The sequence below is a fragment of the Enterococcus sp. AZ140 genome (assembly GCF_051714405.1).
GTDB classification, from domain to species: domain Bacteria; phylum Bacillota; class Bacilli; order Lactobacillales; family Enterococcaceae; genus Enterococcus_B; species Enterococcus_B pernyi.
In genome coordinates, this window is the sequence record NZ_JBIORU010000001.1 from 686,745 (window position 1) to 708,554 (window position 21,810).

Below are 21,810 nucleotides of genomic sequence, written 5' to 3' on the forward strand. Positions count from 1 at the left end.
TCAAAAGCTAGGGGGAAACATTCGTGAATAGTTATATAAAATATGTATTAAAACGTGTCTTCTTTATGGTCATCACACTTTGGTTGATTGCAACCATCACATTCTTTTTGATGCAATTATTGCCTGGTACACCTTACACAAACCAGGAACGTTTAAGTCCTGAAACAATTGAGATGTTGAACAAACAAGTTGGTTTGGATAAACCAGTCATCGTTCAATATGGGATCTATCTTTCTAATTTGATCCAAGGAGATTTTGGTATCTCTTTCCAATTCAAAAACCAACCAGTTGCTAACTTATTAGCAGGACGAGTAGGACCTTCATTACAGCTTGGTCTACAAGCAATCATTTTCGGAACTTTCTTTGGAACGATCCTAGGAACAATCTCAGCAATGAAACAAAATACATGGGTCGATACGTCTTCTACATTAGTCGCGATCTTAGGACGTTCTATCCCTAACTTTGTTTTTGCTGTATTGTTACAATACATTTTTGCCATCCAATTTCGTGTATTGCCGATCGCAAAATGGGATGGGTTCATGTATACGATCTTACCAACGATTGCACTAGCCATGTCGCCATTAGCCGACTCTGCCAGATTCATCCGAACAGAAATGGTCGAAGTCTTGCATAGTGATTATGTCGAATTGGCTCGAGCAAAAGGCTTGAGTCGTTGGGAAATTGCCTTCAAACATGGTCTACGTAATAGTTTGATCCCGTTGATGACCTTGTTAGGCCCATTAGCAGTCGCTTTGATGACTGGTTCATTAGTTGTTGAAAATATCTTTGCTATTCCGGGGATCGGTGAGCAATTCGTTAAGTCGATCACAACAAATGACTATCCAACGATCATGGCTGTTACGATCTTGTATTCATTTATGTTGATCTTAGTTATTTTAGTCGTGGATCTATTGTACGGACTAGTTGATCCGAGAATCCGAGTTTCTGAAGGGAGTCGAAGCTAGATGGAACTGATACCAAAACGCTACGAAACAATTGCAGAAATTCCTGCAGATGAATTTTTACCATTACAAAAAAACACAGAAGAAGAACGTGAAAAAATCGAAGCTCCTTCACTGAATTTTATCCAGGATTCTTGGCGTCGATTGAAGAAAAACAAAGCGGCAGTTATTTCCATGGGATTACTGATTGTGATCATCTTTATCTCGATCATCACGATTTTCGTTTCACCCCATGATCCAACCGCTCAAAATGTCGATTACATCAACTTACCACCACGTATTCCTGGTATCAATATCGACGGACTAAACGGAAAAGCAATGGTGGCTGGGGAGTTAGTGGATAAATATGCACAAGCAAACGTTCCAGCAGATGTGAACTACTTTTTAGGAACAGATGGTCTAGGTCGTGATGTGTTAAGTCGTTTGTTCATGGGAACACGTATCTCTCTACTGATTGCCTTCATTGCTGCGTTACTAGATGTAACGATCGGTGTTGCCTATGGTTTGATCTCTGGTTTGTTAGGTGGTCGTGTGGACAATGCGATGCAACGTTTCTTAGAGGTCTTATCTGGTATTCCTAACTTAGTCGTGATGATTTTGATGTTGGTCGTCTTTGAACCAGGGATCTTCTCGATCGTGGCAGCGATGGCGATCACGAACTGGATTCCGATGGCTCGGATCGTCAGGGCGCAAACCTTGAAATTAAAAGACCAAGAGTATGTGTTAGCAGGAATGACATTAGGTGAATCCAAATGGAAGATCGCCTTTAAGCATATCTTGCCAAACATTTCGAGTGTGATCATCATCCAAATGATGTTCAGTATCCCATCAGCGATTTTCTTCGAAGCTTTCTTAAGTTTCATCGGCTTAGGCTTGACACCACCTTCTGCTTCATTGGGAACGATGTTGAGTGATGGATACAAAACATTCTTATACTTGCCGTACCTATTATGGATACCGGCAGCAACTTTATCGGTGATCATGATTGGTTTCAACTTATTAGCAGATGGCTTACGTGATGCCTTTGATCCTAAAATGAAAGAGTGAGTACGATGACGAAAATTCTTGAAGTAAAGAACTTACAAATCTCCTTTGATACCTATGCTGGAAAAGTCCAAGCAATCCGAGGCGTCGATTTTCATTTGAACAAAGGTGAAACATTGGCAATCGTTGGCGAATCCGGTAGTGGGAAATCTGTAACGACTAGAAGTATCATGCGTTTACTGTCAAGTAACGCATCGATCGATTCTGGTGAGATTTTATTCAAAGGACAAAACATTGTTGATAAAACAGAAAAAGAAATGCAAAAGATTCGTGGGAAAGAAATTGCGATGATCTTCCAAGATCCGATGACTTCATTAGATCCAACGATGACGATTGGTAAACAAGTAGCAGAATCTTTACGTAAGCATAATAAAGTATCGAAAAAAGAGGGGCAAAAAGCCGCTTTAGAATTATTGAATCTTGTAGGAATCCCGGAGGCTGAGAAACGCATCCATAGCTATCCTCATCAATTTTCAGGGGGACAACGGCAACGGATCGTGATCGCGATCGCGTTGATTTGTTACCCAGAAATCTTGATTGCAGATGAACCAACGACAGCCTTAGATGTGACGATCCAAGCACAGATTTTAGAGTTGTTGAAAAAAATCCAATCAAAAATCGACACGTCGATCATTTTTATCACCCATGATCTTGGTGTCGTAGCGAATGTCGCTGATCGAGTAGCAGTGATGTACGGTGGAAAAATCATTGAAGTGGGGACATCTGAAGAGATTTTTTACAATCCACAGCATCCGTATACATGGGGCTTACTTGGCTCTATGCCTACATTGGAAAGTGGCAATGACCGCTTATATGCAATCCCAGGTTCTCCACCGGATTTATTGAATCCGCCAAAAGGAGATGCCTTCTATCCACGAAATGAATTTGCATTGAAAATCGATGCGGAACAAGCACCACCGTTTTTCGAACTATCACCAACACACCAAGCAGCGACTTGGCTATTAGCCCCACAAGCTCCAAAAGTGACACCGCCAGAAGAGATTCAACGGCGCTGGGCGATTTTTCAAGAAAAGCAAAAAGCACATGGCCAAGGGGGATTGAACAATGAACAAAAAACTGCTCGAGGTTAAAGGCTTAAAACAGTATTTCAATGTAGGAAAGAAAAATGAAGTCCATGCGGTAAATGACATCAGTTTCCACATTTATGAAGGAGAAACGTTTGGTTTAGTTGGCGAATCCGGTAGTGGAAAGTCAACGACTGGGCGAACGATCATCCGTTTGAATGAACCGACGGGTGGCGAAATCTTATTTGATGGTCAAGATGTGACGAAGTTAAAAGGCAAACAAGCCATGACGAAATTCCGCCATGAAGTCCAAATGATTTTCCAAGATCCATATGCTTCATTGAATCCACGAATGAAAGTACGCGATATCATTGCAGAAGGAATCGATGTCAACGGACTAGCTAAATCACCCGAAGAACGTGCAGAAAAAGTCAACGAGTTACTAAAAACAGTTGGCTTAAATCCCAGCCATGGCACACGCTATCCTCATGAATTTTCAGGGGGACAACGTCAACGGATCGGGATTGCACGAGCATTAGCAGTCAATCCGAAGTTTATCATTTGTGATGAACCAATCTCTGCTTTAGACGTATCGATCCAAGCCCAAGTGGTCAATCTTTTACAAGATTTACAAAAAGAGCAAGGATTGACTTACTTGTTTATCGCGCACGATCTATCCATGGTGAAACATATCAGTGACCGTATTGGTGTGATGCACAATGGCTTGTTGCTTGAGATGGGAACCAGTGAAGAAATCTATAATCATGGAGTGCATCCATATACGGAAAGCTTACTATCAGCGATCCCATTGCCTGACCCTGATCATGAACGCCAACGTCGCCGGATCAAGTATCAACCTGAACCAGATGATGGACAAATCCGCACGTTAAGAGAAATTGCTCCTGAACATTTTGTATATGCAACAGAACAAGAAGTTGCTTATTATGCGAAAAAATTAAAACGGCAGAAAGAAGCCTTGCTAGTCGCAAACTAGGGGGAGAAGCCGATGCTAAAAGCCTTTAAATTTCGAATCTATCCCACTGATTCACAAAAACAGTGGTTGATCCAAACATTTGGTTGTGTGCGTTTCACTTACAATCATTTATTAAAAGCCAGACAGGCGTATTATTTAGAAACACAAGAGATCGATTATACGCTGACACCAGCTTCTTTAAAAAAGCAATATCCGTTTTTAAAGGAAGTCGATAGTTTAGCCTTAGCGAATGCCCAATTAAACTTGGATCGTGCATTTCGTAATTATTTTAAAGGACGCGCAAGCTTCCCCAAACTAAAAAATAAAAAAAGTATTTGGCAGTCGTATACGACGAATAATCAAAAAGGAACCATCTATTTAGAAGAAACATACCTCAAATTGCCAAAGCTAAAAGAGAAAATTCGCATCCATGCACATCGTCCGATTGAAGGAACGATTCGTTCAGCAACGATCTCATCTCGATACAACGAGATCTTTTATGTCTCCTTGCTCTGTGAAGTTCCCCAAAAGACGATGAAAGCGTCAAATAAATGGATCGGGATAGCCTATGATCCAGATCGTCTAGTGGAGATGTCCACACCACTTGACATCACGATTCCTAAATTCAAACAAGTTGATCAACAACTTCTGCGGGCAAAGAGAAAGCTTGTGATCAAAGGACGATCAGCACAGCATCGACGCACACACGTTGAAAGAGTAAAAAATTATCAAAAGCAAAAAAGGAAAATCAAAGACCTTTATTTAAAACAAAAATTTCAACGAGAAGACTATTTAGAACAAATTTCAGGAACAGTGATCCGTCATTATGATTATTTGTTTGTCGAATCGATTTCAGCAGATTGTCCGGAAGGTGATTTTTCTATCCAAGACTGGCATAAGCTATTAGCAAAGCTCCAATATAAATCGCAATGGTATAGCAAAAAGTTAGTATTGATCGATATGAAAGAACAAACAGATCCTTCCACAAATAAAAAGAGTCTGGAATTAGTTGAAATCGGGAAACAAGTCCTTTTTGAATAAAAAAACTGGTAGGGGCGCCAGGGTTCGCCTTGCTAATAAAAAACATCTATTGTTTTTGTTTCTAGGAATTTCTTTAAGAGAAGCTCACTAATTATGACAAACCAAAAAAGAGGAGAAGAGCATTCAATGCCCTTCACCTCTTTTTATTCTGTATGTCCAGGTTTTAATTGATAGATCTTTGAGGGACGTCCGATACCGACAGGACGTTCACCGATTTCATCGAAGTATTGTAACATAGCTTTTTTGAAATTGGAATGATCGATCATTTTAAAATCGATCCCTAAGAATTTAGCGAATACTTTGCGTGCTTCAGTGATCGTGAAGTCTTTTCCTAGCACTTGAAGCACTTGGGGTTCATGTTCCATTTTGTTGACGACACGGTTGAAGGCTTTGACAATGATCTCGCTATGGTCAAAGGCTAATGTGTCTTTGCCAGAAGACTCGCTCGTCGTCAAGTCTAGAGTGATTGCTACATCCCCACTCGATAAATGCAGTTTGTTTGCATTGCGTTCAAGTGAAAACCACTGAACTTCTTTGGCATCGTCTCCAGCGATCAAAGGTTCTTCACCGATAAAGGCGAGATAGCTGACTGTCACGACCCAGCCACGAGGATCACGATTCGGTGTACTGAAGGTATGCAGTTGTTCAATATTTTCTTCGGATATGATGACGCCTGTTTCTTCTTTTGTTTCTCGCAAGACGCTGGCACCAGTCGATTCATTTTTTTGGACGAATCCTCCGGGAAGTGCCCAAGAATTTCGGTAAGGATGGCTTTTACGTTGGATAAGTAAAACTTTTAATTGATCTTCTTCTTTATTGTAGCAGAGTAAAACGATATCGACGGTCAAGGAAGGTTTTTCATATTCAGGACGTTCTTGGTCTTGGTACCAAGATAAGAAATCAGTTTCAGAGGCCTCTTGTTCATAATATGTTTTTTCTTCTTCTTTTGAATGAAAATGTTCCACTTTCTCACCTCCTATTATGTTAAGGTACTTTTTACTTTATTGTAGCAGAATCTCTCTGAAAACCAAAGATTTCTAGACAAATAAATCCAACTCAGAGTTGAAAAAGAAACGGTAAGAGTAAATTAAATAGGAAGAAAAGCAAATAAAAAGGGAGAAGCTTCTGTTTTTCTTCTCGAATGGCGAAAAAGCCACAGAGGACGATATACCCTGCTAGGATCACTCGAAGGATCAAAGTGAGCAAAAGAAAAGTATTTAATTGCCCATGTAGATTGAAATAACCATACAGATGTAAATAGTAAAAACTAAATAATAGATGGATGAGAGAAAGTAAAGCAATGCTGATAATCATTCGTTTGTGTTTTTTTGTCATTAGTCTCAAAACCTTTTCTTATATGATATTGCTTATTATAGCATGTTTGTAAAGTAAAAATGAGAGAGTAGACGATCCTGAAGAAAAAGGAGTGAGAGTGTGGGTAGAGAAGGAAGTGGTTCATCACGATAACGTAGGTTCTTTATAAATGTTTTCATGAAGGAAAAGGACATCTTTACATTTCGGGAGTTATCAAAAAAAGCTAACAGCGTATTCATTTTATGGTATACTAGCAAGGAAACGAATTCGCACCATGCGATAAAGGAGGAAGTACCCCATGGCAGAAAAGGAAACTTTTTATATCACTACGCCCATCTATTATCCAAGTGGCAAACTGCACATTGGCAATTCTTATACAACGATTGCATGTGATGCTGTTGCACGTTATAAACGTTTGATGGGCTTTGATGTGTTTTATCTAACTGGGGTAGATGAACACGGACAGAAAATCGAGAAAAAAGCAGAAGAATTAGGCGTAGAGCCACAGGAATATGTAGACAAAATGGCTGCAGATGTCAAAAAACTGTGGAAAACATTAGATATCAGCTACGATAAATTCATTCGCACAACTGATGATTATCATAAAGCAGCAGTTCAAAAAATCTTTGATCGTTTGCTTGAACAAGGCGATATTTACTTAGGTGAATACGAAGGTTGGTATTCTGTCTCAGATGAGGAATTCTTTACAGAAACTCAACTTGCAGAAGTATACAAAGATGAAGACGGTAAAGTGATCGGCGGGAAAGCGCCAAGTGGTCATGAAGTTGAGCTAGTCAAGGAAGAGTCTTATTTCTTCCGTATGAGTAAGTATGCAGATCGCTTGTTAGAGTACTACGAAGAACACCCAGAGTTTATCCAACCTGAATCACGTAAAAATGAGATGATCAATAACTTCATCAAACCAGGTTTAGAAGATCTAGCAGTTTCACGGACGACATTCAGCTGGGGAATCAATGTTAAAAATGATCCGAAACATGTAGTGTATGTCTGGATCGATGCGTTGTCGAACTACATCACCGCACTGGGCTACGGTTCAGAAGACGATCAATTATTCCAGAAATATTGGCCCGCAGATGTCCATATGGTTGGAAAAGAAATCGTTCGGTTCCATACGATCTATTGGCCGATCATGTTGATGGCATTAGATATCCCATTGCCGAAGAAAGTCTTTGGACATGGCTGGTTGTTGATGAAAGACGGCAAGATGTCTAAATCGAAAGGCAATGTCGTTTATCCAGAAATGCTCGTAGAACGCTATGGCTTAGATGCTTTGCGTTATTACTTATTGCGTGCAGTACCATTTGGTTCAGATGGCGTATTTACACCAGAAGACTTTGTGTCACGTGTGAACTACGATTTAGCGAATGACTTAGGGAATCTTTTGAATCGAACGATTGCAATGATCAATAAATATTGTGATGGCATGGTTCCTGACTATGCGTCATTAGTGACACCGTTTGACAGTGAGTTATCAACAACTGCTGCGAATGTGGTTGGTCGTTATCATGACGCAATGGAAAAAATGGAATTCAACACTGCTTTAGCCGAAATCTGGGTATTGATTTCTCGTGCCAACAAATATATCGATGAAACAGAACCTTGGGTCTTAGCAAAAGACGAAGAGAAGAAAAAAGAGTTAGAGAGCGTGATGATCCACTTAGCTGAATCGCTACGTATCACTGCGATCCTCTTACAACCGATCATGACAGAAACACCAACTAAAATCTTCAATCAATTAGGGTTGGATGCCGAGACGATGAACCTTGAAGGATTACACTTCGGTGAATTCCCATCTGGGACAAAAGTCGTTGCAAAAGGTACACCGATTTTCCCACGCTTAGAGCTGGAAGAAGAAATTGCGTATATCCAAGCAAAAATGTCAGAAGGTACTCAAACAAATGAGGACTCTGTCAAATGGGACCCAGAAGAAACAGAGCTTGTTTCGACTAAAGAAAAACAAATCAAGTTCGATGTATTTGAAAAAGTCGAATTAAAAGTAGCAGAAGTCATCAACTGCCAAAAAGTCGAAGGGGCAGATAAATTATTGCAATTCCGTCTAGATGCAGGAGATGACCAAGACCGTCAAATCTTATCCGGTATTGCCGAATTTTATCCTGATCCAAGTGAATTGATCGGCAAAAAATTAGTGATCGTTGCTAACTTGAAACCACGCAAAATGCGCGGGCTGATCAGTCAAGGAATGATCCTTTCAGCAGAAGCAGCTGATGGTTCATTACAAGTGATCGAAGCACCAAAAGGTATGCCAAACGGTTCTGAAGTTGGCTAATCAATGACTGTAAGAACTATTCTAAGCAAATAAGCTTAGAATAGTTCTTTTTTTTATAGGATCACTTTTATGTGAATCTGTAAAAGTAAATGTAACGAGGTTGTGCCAACACCGTTTATTCAGTTTTAGGGTGGACAATATGAACGAATCCACCCGTTTGCAGATGGCAACGGACGTATGGGACGTTTGCTGATGTTCAAAGAATGCTTGAAGCATAATATCATGCCTTTCTTGATCAAAGATGTCCATTGTGAATTCTACTACATAGGTTTAAGTAATTGGGGAACCGAGAATGGTTATTTACTTGATACTTTAGGTATGTGTCAAGATAGATATGAACAGTTTTTGAAAAAAATGAAATTCACAGGATCGGTTCATCAATAAAATAGCTTTATAGATAATTGAAAAAAGTCGAGCGATGATAATCATCGTCCGACTTTTTTTAGTTTTAGCCGTTGTTTGACTTTCGTTGGCAATAATGCTGCGACGATTGAAAATGGAATACATAGAATATACCAAGCAATCAGACGGCTGTTGCCGTAACGTGCATAAATCTTGGTCAATAGCGAGTGAAGGATCACCAGCCCTAGGAGCAAGCTGATCGCAAAGAACCATCTTGTATCCCAATCAGTCAAGTGGCGCAAGGCGTTCATGGCTAAAGGATAGCCGTAGAAAAAAATCCCGACCATCGTGACGCGCCAATTTTTGACGATCGTTTGAACATTCAATAGTAAAAAGATGATCGATAGTAAAAAAGCAATGGGCGGAAACAAGCCGACGAGAAAGGAATAGACGATTCCCCACAACAACATCCCAGGCCCTTTGATCAAGGCGGCAATGAGAAGAAAACCAGCCATCAATAGCAATTGCTGTGTCAATGTCGCAATTGTTAGCCAGCCAAATAAAATCAACAATAACCAATGTAGCTTGGATTGTTTTTGTTCTTTTTGTGGAAAGAAAGTAGTACCTTTATCTTTTAGATAAGATGCTAGTTTTGGATCGATCGATTGAAAATCCATAGGGTACCTCCTGACATTTCAAGTAGCTTCATTCTATAAGAAGTAAGACAAGAATACATCCGTCTTTAGAGGGATATTTTCACTACAAATTTCTGAAAAGAATGGTAAAATGAAAAGTTCTCAGTTATACTGAAAAAAATAAAAAAGAAATACGAAATGAGGAAGAGGATGAAGGGAAAATTAAAACGCGAGATCAATTTGTTTGGTGCATTATCCACAGTAATGGGAACTGTGATCGGCGCCGGCGTCTTTTTTAAAACAGCAGCGGTAGTGGCAAGTACACAATCAACAAGTTTGACGTTACTCGCGTGGTTGTTAGGGGGATTCTTAACGATCTGTGCGGGGCTAACAGTCGCTGAATTAGCCACTGCCATTCCTGAAACAGGTGGAGCGGTCAAGTATATTGAAGCAGCTTACGGTAAGTTACCAAGTTTTTTGTTAGGCTGGGCACAAAGTTTGATTTACTTTCCAGCCAACATTGCGGCATTATCGATCATCTTTGCAACACAGCTGATCAATCTCTTACAGCTATCTCCTGATTATTTATTAGTGATTGCTATTATTACAGCACTTTCTATCACTGGATTGAATCTGTTAGGGACAAAAGTTGGTGCGTACGTTCAATCGATTACATTGGTAGTCAAGTTGATCCCAATTGCAGTGATCATTATTTGGGGGCTTCTGACACCAGGACAGGGTACTGTTCAATTATTTCCAGTAGAAGCCGGACAAGGTGTTTCATGGGCAGAAGGACTTAGTGGTGCTTTGTTGGCGACACTTTTCGCTTACGATGGCTGGTTAGGTGTCGGAGCCATGGCTGGAGAAATGAAACGTCCAGAAAAGGATCTACCAAAAGCGATTATTTTAGGATTGAGTTTTGTGACATTCGTTTATCTATTGATCAACTTCGTCTTTTTAAAAACATTACCGATTGATCAAATTGCTGGGAACTTGAATGCTTCATCTGATGCGTCAGCGGTCATCTTCGGTGAACTAGGAGGGAAAATCGTTACGATCGGTATTTTGATCTCTGTCTACGGCGCACTGAATGGGTACACGTTGACTGGGATTCGTGTCCCATATGCAATGGCATTAGAAAATGAGTTGCCGTTCAGTAACCAGTTGACAAAGCTCTCAAAAAAATTCACCGTTCCTTATGTACCTGCATTGTTCCAACTAGCGATTGCATGTATCATGATGAGCTTGGGTTCATTTGATTTTCTGACAGATATGTTGATTTTTGTCATGTGGCTATTTAGCTTATTGATTTTTATTGGCGTATTTATTTTAAGAAAGAAAGCCCCAGAGATGCCTCGTCCATACAAAGTACCCCTTTATCCAGTGATACCGATCATTGCGATTTTAGGAGCCATCTTTATTTTAGGGATGACACTGATCACACAAACGAATTTGGCATTAATCGGAATCTTAGTCACATTGTTAGGTGTACCTGTGTTTTACTACAAAAAAAGACAAACTGAAAGTAACTAACTGATAATGAAAAGACAAGAAGTGAATCAAGTCATTTCTTGTCTTTCTTTGTACGATATCTCATGTTTTTTAGTCTTTGAGACTTCTTTAACGCTTGCTTATATGCTAAAGTAATGAATGAAAAGGAGAGATAAAGATGATATTTGATTCTCATACTCATTTGAACGCGGAACAATTCAATGATGATATTCCTGAAACGATCCAGCGTGCAGAAGAACTAGGTGTGACTAAAATGGCCGTTGTAGGCTTTGATACACCAACGATCGAAAAGTCCTTGATACTTAGTCAAGATTACCCAAACATTTATAGCATCATCGGTTGGCATCCTACAGAAGCTGGTAGCTATACGAAAGAAATCGAAAACAAACTTCAAGGACAATTGACTTTACCAAAAGTGGTTGCTTTAGGTGAAATCGGACTGGATTATTATTGGATGGAAGATCCCAAAGAAGTCCAAGATAAAATCTTTAGAAGACAGATCGCCATCGCAAAAGAAATGCGTCTACCGATCAGTATCCATACGAGAGAGGCCTTGGAAGACACTTATAAGGTGTTAAAAGAAGAAGACATTCGTGATATTGGTGGAATCATGCATAGCTTTAGTGGTGATTATGAATGGGCACAACGTTTCCTTGATTTAGGGATGCACATTTCTTTTAGTGGTGTCGTGACATTCAAAAAGGCGTTAGATGTGCAAGAAGCAGCGACAAACGTCCCAATGGATCGTCTATTAGTGGAAACGGATGCTCCTTATTTAGCGCCAGTGCCCTATCGAGGAAAAAGAAATGAACCAGGGTATACTCGTTACACAGTCGAAAAGATCGCTGAACTTCGTCAATTACCAATGGAAGAAGTAGCGGCACAAACATGGAAAAACGCCCATCATTTATTTGGATTATCAGAGCATGACTAAGTTAAAGATCCAAGAAATCATTGTTGTCGAAGGGAAAGACGATACGAGAAGGCTACAAGAAGTGGTTGAAGCCGACACGATAGAAACGATTGGTTCAGCGATCAATGAAGAAATCTTGATGCAGATCGAACATGCACAGGAAACGAGGGGAATCATTATTTTTACGGACCCAGATTTCTCAGGTGAGAAGATCCGTAAAACGATCATGGAAGTGGTACCACAAGCAAAACATGCCTTTTTGCCCAGGAACCAAGCTGTACCGAAAAAAAAGGGAAGCTTAGGGGTCGAACATGCGAGTGATGAAGCGATATTAGAAGCGTTGAAAAAAGTCGTTACGCCAGTCGATGATGAGACCCAAGCACCGGAGATCACTAGACAAATGCTGGTTGCATATGGATTGATTGCCGGAGCACATGCAAAAGAAAAACGTGAGATGCTAGGTGATGAATTACGCATCGGCTATACGAACGGAAAACAATTGGAAAAACGATTGAACATGTTCCGAATTACGTTAACTGAGTTTAAGCAGGCAATGAAAAAAGTGGAGGATCATTATGAGTGAATATCGGGATATTGCAACACCCACTAGAACAAAAGAAATTTTATTGAAGCACGGCTTCTCTTTTAAGAAGAGCTTAGGACAAAACTTTTTGACAGAGCCGAATATCCTTCGGAAAATCATTGAAACTGGTCAAATCGATCAGCAGACTAATGTGATCGAAGTAGGGCCAGGAATTGGCGCATTAACAGAGCAAATCGCGCGTCATGCCAAACAAGTAGTCGCATTTGAAATCGACGATCGATTGATTCCTGTCTTGGCAGATACCCTTTCACCTTATCCGAATGTCACAGTCATCCACCAAGATATTTTGAAAACTGATTTAGCAGAGGCAGTCAATACTCAATTCAACGAGCAGTTACCATTGAAAGTGGTAGCTAATTTGCCTTATTATATTACGACACCAATCATGATGCACTTTCTTGAATCAGACGTAGTGGTTGACGAAATGATCGTGATGATGCAAAAAGAAGTCGCTGATCGCATCTCAGCCAAACCGGGAACAAAAGCATATGGTTCTTTATCGATCGCTGTGCAATACTATATGGAAGCAAGTTTGGCGTTTATTGTGCCAAAAACAGTATTTGTGCCACAACCAAACGTGGATTCAGCGATCTTGAAATTGACAAGACGCGCAACACCAGCAGTTTCCGTAACGGATGAAAAAGCCTTTTTCCGTTTGACAAAGGCTGCGTTTCAACAGCGTAGAAAAACTTTATGGAATAATTTGCAACATGCCTATGGGAAAGACGAAGCAACTAAAAGTTGGTTAACCGCAAGTCTAACGGAGGCAGGAATCGATCCGAAAAGACGAGGAGAAACACTTTCTTTAGAAGAATTTGCTGCTTTGAGCAATGCTATGGAACATCTAAAAAAATAAAATGAGGAATAGAAGGCTGAAAAAGTCTTTTCGCTCTAAGTCTGAAGGCATCACTTGAGAAAACCATTTTGGGTATTCTTCAAGTGATGCCTGACTATTTTAGGAAATAAGGTCCAAGATCAAATTATTCGATTTTAGAGAGGGTGGTATTTCAGGCGCCTTGTTTCTCTTGATGTGTCTTGACACATTAGAAAGTTAGCGGTACAATAGGTCAAAACAAATGTGTCAAGACACATCAAGGGAGTAAAAAAATGAAAACAAATTCTGTAAGAAAATTGACAATTTCCGCTTTATTGATCGGGATGGGCGTTCTTATTCCGATGATCATGCCTAAGATCGTAATTCCGCCTGCTTCATTTACACTAGCTTCACATGTGCCATTATTTATCGCAATGTTTTTTTCACCCGGTGTAGCTGTGGCAGTGGCGCTAGGTACAACATTTGGCTTCTTCTTGACGACACCTGTGATTATTGCGCTTCGTGCATTGTCTCATTTGGTATTCGCTCTAATCGGTGCATGGTATTTACAAAAAAAACCAGGGATCGTCTTAAAAGACGGGCAATTCACATTAATGAACTGGCGTTTTCAAGGGTTTAACTTATTGATCGGCGTGATCCACTCGATCATCGAAATGCTAGTGGTGAGTGTGTTCTTCTTCATTGGGAATATGCCGGAAACATACTATGCAGAAGGCTACTTCTATACCGTATTCATCTTGATGGGGATCGGTGGCTTGATCCATAGTTTGGTGGATTACAATATCGCTTACTTCATTGCCGGAACATTGAGTAAATTCTTTGATGTCCCAGTTTTCACTGCTGCCAAGAAACAGCAAAAGAAAGAGATCGTGCAAGGAACGATCAAAAAAGTCGTTTAGCAATGCCACAGATAAAGACTGAAAAATAACCAAAAAAAGACCCAAGATCGAACGATCGTTGGGTCTTTTACGTATCATCAAGTTCTGTTTCGTTTATGGGATCGTGATGACATCTTCTGTATCTTTATCAAAGAAATGGCCTTTATTGATATTGAAGGCAAGGTCGATCATTTCTCCTGGTTTATGGAAGTCACGCGCGTCAACTTTTGAAATGAACTCAGTTGTTCCAGTGCGAGTATAAAGCATGGTTTCTGCGCCTAGTAATTCTGAAACAACGACTTCTGAATTGACAACAGTTTCTGGTGAGGCATCCAAGACAACTTGTTCACTGTGGATATCTTCAGGACGAATACCAAAGACAAGTTCTTTTCCTTCATAACCTTTTTCAACTAGTACTTTATTTTTACCTTCAGGGATTCTCAATTTTAGTCCATGACCGTCTGAGATAACGCCTTGGCTTAATTTTACATTGAAAAAGTTCATGGCAGGCGAACCAATGAAACCAGCAACGAACATGTTGACTGGTGTGTCATAAACTTCTTTCGGTGAACCGATTTGTTGGATAAATCCATCTTTCATGATGACGATACGGTCTGCCATCGTCATCGCTTCTGTTTGGTCGTGGGTAACGTAAATGGTTGTTGTTTCTAAGCGTTGATGCAACTTCGCGATCTCGGCACGCATGGCTACGCGTAGTTTGGCATCCAAGTTTGACAATGGCTCATCCATCAAGAAGACTTTCGCATCACGTACGATGGCACGACCTAAAGCCACACGCTGACGTTGCCCCCCAGAAAGAGCAGCAGGTTTACGTTTTAAGTATTCAGTCAAACCAAGGATCTCTGCAGCATTTTCTACACGTTGTTGGATGTCTGCTTTATCGTATTTACGCAATTTCAAACCAAACGCCATGTTGTCAAATACCGTCATGTGAGGGTATAAGGCATAGTTTTGGAATACCATCGCGATATCACGGTCTTTAGGAGCAACATCGTTCATTACTTTGCCACCGATATTCAATTCTCCTTCGGAAATATCTTCAAGACCAGCGATCATTCGTAGAGTTGTTGATTTCCCACAACCGGAAGGACCAACGAATACGATAAATTCGCGATCTTTGATTGCCAAGTTAAAGTCAGTAACAGAATAGTTTTCTGCATTGTCATATTTCTTGTATACATTTTTCAGAGCCATTTCTACCATCGTATAAACCACGCTTTCTTTTTTTCTTTTATTTATGTGTTCAGTATAGTTGAAAGCGCTATCTATATTCAATGTCACAATGAACAAGAATTCGTAGGAACTTTCGTCAATGTGTACAAAATAATTGGAAAGTGCGTGGAAAGTGAGACAAAAATAAAATTCATTTTTGTTTCTATCCTTAAAAGCGAATAAACGGTGTTCCAGAAGTAACTCCTTCGGAAATAAGCCGAGAAACCCAAAAATTTGAAAAACAATTTTCGGTTTTCTTGGCTTATTTCTCGGAGCTGAACACTTCTGTCACAACCTCATCACCTACAAAATAGAATAAATGATGTTCATGAAGCAGATCCTTCAATAATGAGAGCAAACTCCAGCAATATGGCAATTTATTATTTTGGTTTTTACTGCGCGAGTTATCAAAGATTTACCGTGTATTCACTATCTTAGAGCAATACTTTGTAGATATTAAGAGATATAAAAAAGGAGGCAACCAAGAAAACAAAATTTGTTTTTCATGTTAAATTAAGTTAAACTCAATTTAACATAAGCTGGGAGATGATAATAATGGAAACGACTATTAGAAAGATTGGAAATTCTGTAGGAGCGATTTTTCCCAAAGATATTTCTCCAGAAGTTGGAAAAATATATACGATTATTAAAATAGGTGAAACATATGTATTAAAGCCCAAAAAAGAAGATATTTTTAAGACTCCAGAGGCATGGGCAGGCTTTAGAGATTCAATCACCCAAGAAGATAAAGAGTGGGATGAGATGAACCTTGAGGGGGAGAAACTATAAATGGATTATCCAAAGCAAAAAGATATTGTATGGCTGGATTTTGATCCAGCTAGAGGAAAGGAAATACAGAAGCGAAGACCAGGTTTGGTAGTAAGTAAGAATAACTTCAACCAATACACTGGTTTTTGTTTGATTTGCCCAATCACATCAACTGAAAGAAAATTTGATACATATATTAAGATCAAAGAACCACAAATCATTTCTGGACAAGTTGTTACACATCAGTTGCGTTCAATTGACTACACCGCTAGAAACATAATAAAAATTGAACAATGTGATATTCTGACATGGGTGGATGTACTAGAAGTCCTGGATATGTTTTTATAGAAATTTGAAAAATATCAAACCACAAAGAAATTTGTTACACTGGTAAAAAAGGAGTGAGGACGGATGAAAATAGCATTGATTGCACATGATCGTAAAAAAGAATTGATGATCAAATTTACAACAGCCTATAAAATCATACTTGAACAACATGAACTATTCGCGACAGGGACGACCGGACAAAAGATTGCAGAAGCCACAGGATTATCGGTCCATCGGTTCAATTCAGGACCTTTAGGCGGTGACCAACAAATTGGCGCGATGATCTCAGAAGATGAATTGGATCTGGTGATTTTCCTGCGTGATCCTTTAGCAGCTCAACCTCATGAACCTGATGTCACTGCGTTGATCCGCTTGGCTGATGTATATGATATTCCTTTAGCAACGAATATCGGTACCGCAGAAGTTTTATTACGAGGGCTTGAAGCCGGATTTTTGGAGTTCCGACAAGTGATCCATGAAGAAGGAAGTAAGATCCCTTTTCCTAATAAGATTTAAAATTCGGATTTTATGAGGATAGAGACAGTTGATCAAGGCGAATGTCTGCCATGTTACGAACTTAGGAATCGTTTTCGTTTAGAACATTAGGTTTTTTTATTTACAGTTCTTCCTTTTCTATGCTATAGTTTGTCTGGGATAAGTTCCCACTATTAACAGAGTAGAAAATAAAGCGTTAAGTGCTTAGAGGATGGGATGTTGCCTCTAGGACGAAGGACGTAAGTTCGCGGTTTTATTTTCGCATTCGCTGCATGAAACATGTAGCAGCTCTTAAAGGAGATGCTAGAAATGAAGAAAAATCGTTTAGATGCTCGTATGATTACGATCATGGGACTGCTGATCGCATTGATGGTCACGTTGTCTCGCTTAGTTTCATTTGAAACACCATTACTCAAAATCAGTGTAACGTTCATTCCCCAAGTAATCATGGGTATTTTATTTGGCCCATTTTGGACAGGGGTCGGTTCTGTGTTAGCTGATGTGGTGGGTATGGCATTATTTCCTAAATCTGTCTTTTTCATCGGCTTCACGTTGAATGCTTTTATTGAAGGAGCGATTTATGGGTTCTTTTTCTATCGCAAAGAGATCACTTGGAAAAATGCAATCTTAGCCACGCTCAGTGTGACAGTGTTCGTTAGCTTGATCCTGACACCATTATGGTTGGTCATCATGTATCAAGTACCGATGAACTGGGTATTCTGGGGACCACGTTTATTAAAAGCCATTATCTGGTTGCCGATCCAATCGACGATGATCTACGTGATTGGGCGCGCCATGCCATATAAAAGAATTTTGCGGAGTTTAACGACGCATACAAAATAAAAAACAAGCAGTCTTCCCATCCCAGAAGACTGCTTGTTTTTTGCATAGATCAGAAAAATCATCTGATTCGATGTTCACTATTTTTCAACCGATCCAGTAAATTGCGCTTGATAAAGTTGACGATAGCTACCATCTTCGATTTTCAATAATTCATCATGTGTACCCATCTCAACGATTGCCCCTTGATCCATCACGAGGATCTGATCGGCATTTTTGATCGTGGACAAGCGATGGGCAATCACAAAACTAGTTTTTCCTTCCATCATTTTTAGGAAGGCATTTTGGATTTTCTTCTCTGTCAATGTATCCACTGAACTTGTTGCTTCATCAAGTATCAACATAGGGGGATTACTGATCATCGTACGAGCGATCGTCAGTAATTGACGCTGCCCATCGGAGATTTTTAATCCCTGTCCACCAATGCGTGTATCTAGTTTTTGTGGCAAGCGTTGGACAAATTCATACATATAGGCTGATTTTAGGGCCTCATTGATTTCTTCATCACTGGCATCTGGCTTCCCGTAACGTAAGTTTTCTCGTAACGTACTGTCGAATAACCAAGTATCTTGTAAAACCATCCCAAAGCTCTTGCGTAGGGAATCACGGGCGATTTGGGTAATATCATAATCGTCGATCGTGATCGTCCCAGAATTGACATCGTAAAACCGCATCAATAAATTCACTAATGTGGATTTACCAGCTCCTGTTTTACCTACGATTGCCACTGTTTGACCTGGTTTGGCAACAAAGCTGAAATTCTCGATCAACCGTTGTTGTGGCTCATAAGAGAAAGAAACATGTTTGAAAGCGACCTCGCCTTTGATCGTTTGAGGATCAAGTTGATACGCAAAAGGTTCATCTGGCGTTTCTTCCGGTTGGTCGATCAATTCAAATGCTCGTTCTAAACCAGAAAATGCTGTTTGGATCTGTGTCGTGATCCCTGATAATTCAATAAAAGGTTTTGAAAACTGACTTGAATAGATCGTAAAGCTTGAAATGATCCCGACAGTAATCGTTGAATCACTTCGTAAGGCAAGTAAACCACCAATCAAACCAATGGAGAGATAGGCTAAGTGATCGACAAAACGAGAAGATGGGTTCGTTAATGAAGAAGAGAATTGCGCGCGCTGCCCTTTCTCATATAAGTCAGCATTCAATGCGCTGAATTGCTGTTGATTGACTTCTTCTTGTTGGAACGCTTTGATGATTTTTTGATTACCGATACGTTCCGTAACGAATCCTGAAATGTTCCCAATGATTTTTTGTTGGTTATCAAAATCATTTTGAGAAGCCCGTGCGACTAACCAGCTGACTAAGAAAATGATTGGTGTCGAACAAATGACGACAAGTGTCAATAACGGACTCAAGTTGAGCATGAAGATCAGTGAGAGGATAATGATCGCTACCCCAGAAAATAATTGATTGAACGCCGCTGATATCGCGATGGAGATATTGTCCATATCATTTGTGAAACGGCTGACGATATTCCCATGGGAATTTTGATCATAGTATCTTAAAGGTAAAAGATTCAAACGAGCAAAGGCATCTTTTCGTAGATTCGCAACGGATAGGTAAGCCAATCGGTTACTTAATACTTGGATCAGCCATTGACTGATGACATTAAGTAAAACGATCCCGCCAAACATCACCAGAAGTTGAACTAATCGAGTAAAGTTGACTTGTCCCACACCAACCATTTGATCGATACTTTGACCGATTTGTAAGGTCATTACGACGGTAGCAACACCATTGACGATTCCCAACAAGACAGCTAACCAAATTTCACGTGGATGGGCCGTCAGATAAGGAACAAAACGTTTGAGTGTTTGCCAAGATAGTTTTTTTGTTTTCATTTTATTCCTCCTCCTGTGATGCCACGATTTCACGATACTCAGAAGATTGACTAAGCAATGTATCGTGCGTACCCTGGGCCACGATTTTTCCTTGATCCATGACGAGGATATGCTCTGCTTGTTGAATCGAACGGATGCGTTGAGAAATAATGATGACCGTTGTGTTGAGGGAAGTTTGTAGTGCTTGGCGCAAGTTTAGATCCGTTTGATAATCAAGGGCACTCAAGGAGTCATCTAAGATCAATAAGGCAGGTTTGGCGATCAATGCACGAGCAATCGTCAACCGTTGTTTTTGTCCTCCGGAAAAGTTTTTCCCATTCTCCATGACTCTTGTGTCTAAACCTTTGGGTAATTGGCGAACAAAATCCTCCGCTTGGGCAATTGCCAAAGCTTCCCAACACTCTGCGTCTGTCGCGTCAGGTTTTCCCCACTGAAGATTTTCCCGAATGGTACCGGTGAATAAGACAGCCGTTTGTGGTACTTGCGAAATCTGACTTCGTAATGAATCTAAGGGCCAGTCACGAACGTCTTGTTCATCAAATAGCACAGAGCCTTCACTAACATCATAAAAACGTGGGATCAATTGTGTCAATGTCGTCTTCCCACTTCCGGTCGGACCAATGATCCCTAAGACAGTTTGGCGTTTCAAAGTGAAATTGATTCCTTGTAATGACAGACCAGATTCTGGCGTATAACGAAAATCTACGTCTTTAAATTGTAGAATTGTTTCAGAATCCATGACTGGTTCACTAGGAGTCTCAGCATCTGTAATGGTATTTTCGGTATCTAAGACTTCTTTGACCCGCTGAGCAGAAGCTTCTGCACGAGTAAAAATCACGACAAGATTGGAAACGACGATCAAGGCTAATAACATTTGATTCATGTAATTGATCAAAGCTAAAACTTGTCCTTGTTGTAAGGAACCGATATTTACCTTGACCCCGCCGACAGTCAATAGACAAATGATCCCGACATTCATGATCAATGTCGTTGCCGGAGAGAGCAAAGCGGAGATATTGGAAACACGTAAATAATTTTTTGCTAAGACATCTGTGTTTTCGTCAAATGTTTCGATTTCTTTATTGGTACGTGAAAATGCTCGGATCACACGAACCCCGCTTAAGTTTTGGCTAACAGTCTCATTTAGACCGTCCAACTTTTCTTGGACTTTTTGATAGAGGGGGATCGTCTTACGGATAATAAAGTATAAAATGATTGAAAAAATTGGTAATAAAGCTAAGAAGAATAGCCCGACTTGCCAGTCGATCACAAACGCCATCACTACTGATCCAATACTTAAAAAAGGTGCTCGGATCAATAAACGGATAACCATTGCGAGTGCAAGTTGTAACTGATTGATATCATTGGTCATGCGTGTGATCAATGTATCCGTCCCAAAATGATTTAATTCACTATGGGAGAAAGAGTTGATTTTTTTGATGAGTTGATTTCTAAGTTCTGTTCCAAACCCTTGAGAGGCAATGGATGAATAATATTGACAAATAATGGCACAGATCAATCCGATCACAGACATCGCGATCATCCAGATACCCATATTGATGATCACTTCACGATTGTTCATTTTTAGCCCATTATCGATCAGCGAAGCCATCAGTAAAGGTAAAATCAATTCAAAGACTGCTTCTAAAAATTTAAATACAGGACCTAGGATGATTTGTTTTCGATAGTCTTTCGCATAGCGCAATAACTGAATCATAAAAATTTCCTCCTAAAAACAAGTTACCCAATATTGTTCGAACGTCTATCGGCAAAAAACAACCGATTTATGATAAATAGATATCCTTAAAGCAACAAAAATATCTTGCAGCGAGAAATCTAACGATGATATAACTAGGTACTCTCATATTGTAGCTTATGAAATTTAGAATGAAAAGAGAACAAGCC

The 21,810-nt window shown here is 39.9% G+C and carries 21 protein-coding genes, 1 pseudogene and 1 riboswitch; of the genes and pseudogenes, 16 read left to right on the plus strand and 6 right to left on the minus strand.

Annotation, left to right across the window (positions count from 1 at the left end):
* Positions 1–23: 23 nt before the first annotated feature.
* From opp3b to IGJ39_RS03275, 5 genes are read left to right on the plus strand one after another with little or no spacing between them, the layout of a single operon-like run.
* Positions 24–965 carry an oligopeptide ABC transporter permease gene (gene opp3b / locus IGJ39_RS03255; protein ID WP_019722500.1) on the plus strand — a complete coding sequence of 314 codons (942 nt, stop codon included), beginning with the start codon at positions 24–26 and terminating at the stop codon, positions 963–965.
* Positions 966–2,009 carry an ABC transporter permease gene (locus IGJ39_RS03260; protein WP_019722499.1) on the plus strand — a complete coding sequence of 348 codons (1,044 nt, stop codon included), beginning with the start codon at positions 966–968 and terminating at the stop codon, positions 2,007–2,009.
* Between the two features lie 5 nt (positions 2,010–2,014).
* Complete coding sequence (locus IGJ39_RS03265) at positions 2,015–3,097, plus strand: ABC transporter ATP-binding protein (protein WP_019722498.1); 1,083 nt, start codon at positions 2,015–2,017, stop codon at positions 3,095–3,097.
* Complete coding sequence (locus IGJ39_RS03270; protein WP_010736151.1) at positions 3,072–4,025, plus strand: ABC transporter ATP-binding protein; 954 nt, start codon at positions 3,072–3,074, stop codon at positions 4,023–4,025. The genes IGJ39_RS03265 and IGJ39_RS03270 overlap by 26 nt, the downstream gene beginning before the upstream one ends.
* Before the next feature lie 12 nt (positions 4,026–4,037).
* Positions 4,038–5,045 carry an RNA-guided endonuclease TnpB family protein gene (locus IGJ39_RS03275; RefSeq protein ID WP_062805593.1) on the plus strand — a complete coding sequence of 336 codons (1,008 nt, stop codon included), beginning with the start codon at positions 4,038–4,040 and terminating at the stop codon, positions 5,043–5,045.
* A 143-nt stretch (positions 5,046–5,188) separates the two neighbouring features.
* On the opposite strand, the gene IGJ39_RS03280 is transcribed toward IGJ39_RS03275, so the two are convergent.
* Together IGJ39_RS03280 and IGJ39_RS03285 are read right to left on the minus strand one after the other, a co-directional pair.
* Positions 5,189–6,010 (minus strand): NUDIX domain-containing protein, encoded by an 822-nt coding sequence (locus IGJ39_RS03280; protein ID WP_010736144.1) that lies wholly within the window; start codon positions 6,008–6,010, stop codon positions 5,189–5,191.
* Between the two features lie 91 nt (positions 6,011–6,101).
* Positions 6,102–6,380, minus strand: coding sequence for a hypothetical protein (locus IGJ39_RS03285; protein ID WP_010736143.1), 279 nt, complete (start codon positions 6,378–6,380; stop codon positions 6,102–6,104).
* Positions 6,381–6,657: 277 nt separating this feature from the next.
* Here IGJ39_RS03285 and metG point away from each other — a divergent pair, with 277 nt between their 5' ends.
* Together metG and IGJ39_RS03295 are read left to right on the plus strand one after the other, a co-directional pair.
* A complete protein-coding gene (gene metG / locus IGJ39_RS03290; RefSeq protein ID WP_010736142.1) occupies positions 6,658–8,667 on the plus strand; it encodes a methionine--tRNA ligase in 2,010 nt (669 codons plus the stop codon).
* 141 nt (positions 8,668–8,808) lie between these two features.
* Positions 8,809–9,051 (plus strand): annotated as a pseudogene (locus IGJ39_RS03295) (Fic family protein); the annotation flags it as partial.
* 41 nt (positions 9,052–9,092) lie between these two features.
* Here IGJ39_RS03295 and IGJ39_RS03300 read toward each other — a convergent pair.
* Positions 9,093–9,686: a hypothetical protein gene (locus IGJ39_RS03300; RefSeq protein WP_019722494.1), complete on the minus strand. Its 594-nt coding sequence runs from the start codon at positions 9,684–9,686 to the stop codon at positions 9,093–9,095.
* Between the two features lie 168 nt (positions 9,687–9,854).
* Between IGJ39_RS03300 and IGJ39_RS03305 the strand changes: the two genes are divergently transcribed.
* From IGJ39_RS03305 to IGJ39_RS03325, 5 genes are all read left to right on the plus strand, one after another.
* On the plus strand, positions 9,855–11,177 hold the full coding sequence (locus tag IGJ39_RS03305; RefSeq protein ID WP_010736139.1) for an APC family permease: 1,323 nt from the start codon (positions 9,855–9,857) through the stop codon (positions 11,175–11,177).
* 136 nt (positions 11,178–11,313) lie between these two features.
* Positions 11,314–12,090 carry a TatD family hydrolase gene (locus IGJ39_RS03310; RefSeq protein ID WP_019722493.1) on the plus strand — a complete coding sequence of 259 codons (777 nt, stop codon included), beginning with the start codon at positions 11,314–11,316 and terminating at the stop codon, positions 12,088–12,090.
* A complete protein-coding gene (rnmV, locus tag IGJ39_RS03315) occupies positions 12,083–12,652 on the plus strand; it encodes a ribonuclease M5 (RefSeq protein ID WP_019722492.1) in 570 nt (189 codons plus the stop codon). The genes IGJ39_RS03310 and rnmV overlap by 8 nt, the downstream gene beginning before the upstream one ends.
* Complete coding sequence (gene rsmA, locus IGJ39_RS03320; protein WP_019722491.1) at positions 12,645–13,529, plus strand: 16S rRNA (adenine(1518)-N(6)/adenine(1519)-N(6))-dimethyltransferase RsmA; 885 nt, start codon at positions 12,645–12,647, stop codon at positions 13,527–13,529. Before rnmV ends, rsmA begins: the two co-directional genes overlap by 8 nt.
* Before the next feature lie 251 nt (positions 13,530–13,780).
* Positions 13,781–14,407, plus strand: a complete 627-nt coding sequence (locus IGJ39_RS03325; RefSeq protein ID WP_019722490.1) for a hypothetical protein — start codon at positions 13,781–13,783, stop codon at positions 14,405–14,407.
* A 93-nt stretch (positions 14,408–14,500) separates the two neighbouring features.
* Here the strand turns inward: IGJ39_RS03325 and IGJ39_RS03330 are convergent, their stop codons facing one another.
* Positions 14,501–15,610, minus strand: coding sequence for an ABC transporter ATP-binding protein (locus IGJ39_RS03330; protein ID WP_010736134.1), 1,110 nt, complete (start codon positions 15,608–15,610; stop codon positions 14,501–14,503).
* Positions 15,611–16,174: 564 nt separating this feature from the next.
* Between IGJ39_RS03330 and IGJ39_RS03335 the strand changes: the two genes are divergently transcribed.
* The 4 genes from IGJ39_RS03335 to IGJ39_RS03350 all read left to right on the plus strand — a co-directional run bounded on the left by IGJ39_RS03335 (position 16,175) and on the right by IGJ39_RS03350 (position 18,052).
* Entirely contained in the window at positions 16,175–16,408 is a 234-nt protein-coding gene (locus IGJ39_RS03335) for an AbrB/MazE/SpoVT family DNA-binding domain-containing protein (protein ID WP_019722488.1), read from the plus strand.
* Complete coding sequence (locus IGJ39_RS03340) at positions 16,409–16,735, plus strand: type II toxin-antitoxin system PemK/MazF family toxin (RefSeq protein WP_019722487.1); 327 nt, start codon at positions 16,409–16,411, stop codon at positions 16,733–16,735. It abuts the gene before it with no gap.
* A gap of 63 nt (positions 16,736–16,798) precedes the next feature.
* On the plus strand, positions 16,799–17,230 hold the full coding sequence (mgsA, locus tag IGJ39_RS03345; RefSeq protein WP_019722486.1) for a methylglyoxal synthase: 432 nt from the start codon (positions 16,799–16,801) through the stop codon (positions 17,228–17,230).
* A gap of 154 nt (positions 17,231–17,384) precedes the next feature.
* Positions 17,385–17,482, plus strand: a riboswitch (THF riboswitch).
* Positions 17,483–17,518: 36 nt separating this feature from the next.
* Entirely contained in the window at positions 17,519–18,052 is a 534-nt protein-coding gene (locus IGJ39_RS03350) for a folate family ECF transporter S component (RefSeq protein ID WP_010736130.1), read from the plus strand.
* Positions 18,053–18,129: 77 nt separating this feature from the next.
* On the opposite strand, the gene IGJ39_RS03355 is transcribed toward IGJ39_RS03350, so the two are convergent.
* Positions 18,130–19,905, minus strand: a complete 1,776-nt coding sequence (locus tag IGJ39_RS03355; protein WP_019722485.1) for an ABC transporter ATP-binding protein — start codon at positions 19,903–19,905, stop codon at positions 18,130–18,132.
* A gap of 1 nt (position 19,906) precedes the next feature.
* Positions 19,907–21,622 (minus strand): ABC transporter ATP-binding protein, encoded by a 1,716-nt coding sequence (locus IGJ39_RS03360; RefSeq protein WP_065096139.1) that lies wholly within the window; start codon positions 21,620–21,622, stop codon positions 19,907–19,909.
* Positions 21,623–21,810: the final 188 nt, after the last annotated feature.

Bases quoted from the DNA above. Each gene is read 5' to 3' on its own strand.
- IGJ39_RS03260 (WP_019722499.1), top strand. From the start codon at position 966: ATGGAACTGATACCAAAACGCTACGAAACAATTGCAGAAATTCCTGCA.
- IGJ39_RS03265 (WP_019722498.1), top strand. From the start codon at position 2,015: ATGACGAAAATTCTTGAAGTAAAGAACTTACAAATCTCCTTTGATACC.
- IGJ39_RS03270 (WP_010736151.1), top strand. From the start codon at position 3,072: ATGAACAAAAAACTGCTCGAGGTTAAAGGCTTAAAACAGTATTTCAAT.
- IGJ39_RS03275 (WP_062805593.1), top strand. From the start codon at position 4,038: ATGCTAAAAGCCTTTAAATTTCGAATCTATCCCACTGATTCACAAAAA.
- IGJ39_RS03285 (WP_010736143.1), bottom strand. From the start codon at position 6,380: ATGACAAAAAAACACAAACGAATGATTATCAGCATTGCTTTACTTTCT.
- metG (WP_010736142.1), top strand. From the start codon at position 6,658: ATGGCAGAAAAGGAAACTTTTTATATCACTACGCCCATCTATTATCCA.
- IGJ39_RS03300 (WP_019722494.1), bottom strand. From the start codon at position 9,686: ATGGATTTTCAATCGATCGATCCAAAACTAGCATCTTATCTAAAAGAT.
- IGJ39_RS03305 (WP_010736139.1), top strand. From the start codon at position 9,855: ATGAAGGGAAAATTAAAACGCGAGATCAATTTGTTTGGTGCATTATCC.
- IGJ39_RS03310 (WP_019722493.1), top strand. From the start codon at position 11,314: ATGATATTTGATTCTCATACTCATTTGAACGCGGAACAATTCAATGAT.
- rnmV (WP_019722492.1), top strand. From the start codon at position 12,083: ATGACTAAGTTAAAGATCCAAGAAATCATTGTTGTCGAAGGGAAAGAC.
- rsmA (WP_019722491.1), top strand. From the start codon at position 12,645: ATGAGTGAATATCGGGATATTGCAACACCCACTAGAACAAAAGAAATT.
- IGJ39_RS03325 (WP_019722490.1), top strand. From the start codon at position 13,781: ATGAAAACAAATTCTGTAAGAAAATTGACAATTTCCGCTTTATTGATC.
- IGJ39_RS03330 (WP_010736134.1), bottom strand. From the start codon at position 15,610: ATGGTAGAAATGGCTCTGAAAAATGTATACAAGAAATATGACAATGCA.
- IGJ39_RS03335 (WP_019722488.1), top strand. From the start codon at position 16,175: ATGGAAACGACTATTAGAAAGATTGGAAATTCTGTAGGAGCGATTTTT.
- IGJ39_RS03340 (WP_019722487.1), top strand. From the start codon at position 16,409: ATGGATTATCCAAAGCAAAAAGATATTGTATGGCTGGATTTTGATCCA.
- mgsA (WP_019722486.1), top strand. From the start codon at position 16,799: ATGAAAATAGCATTGATTGCACATGATCGTAAAAAAGAATTGATGATC.
- IGJ39_RS03350 (WP_010736130.1), top strand. From the start codon at position 17,519: ATGAAGAAAAATCGTTTAGATGCTCGTATGATTACGATCATGGGACTG.
- IGJ39_RS03355 (WP_019722485.1), bottom strand. From the start codon at position 19,905: ATGAAAACAAAAAAACTATCTTGGCAAACACTCAAACGTTTTGTTCCT.
- IGJ39_RS03360 (WP_065096139.1), bottom strand. From the start codon at position 21,622: ATGATTCAGTTATTGCGCTATGCGAAAGACTATCGAAAACAAATCATC.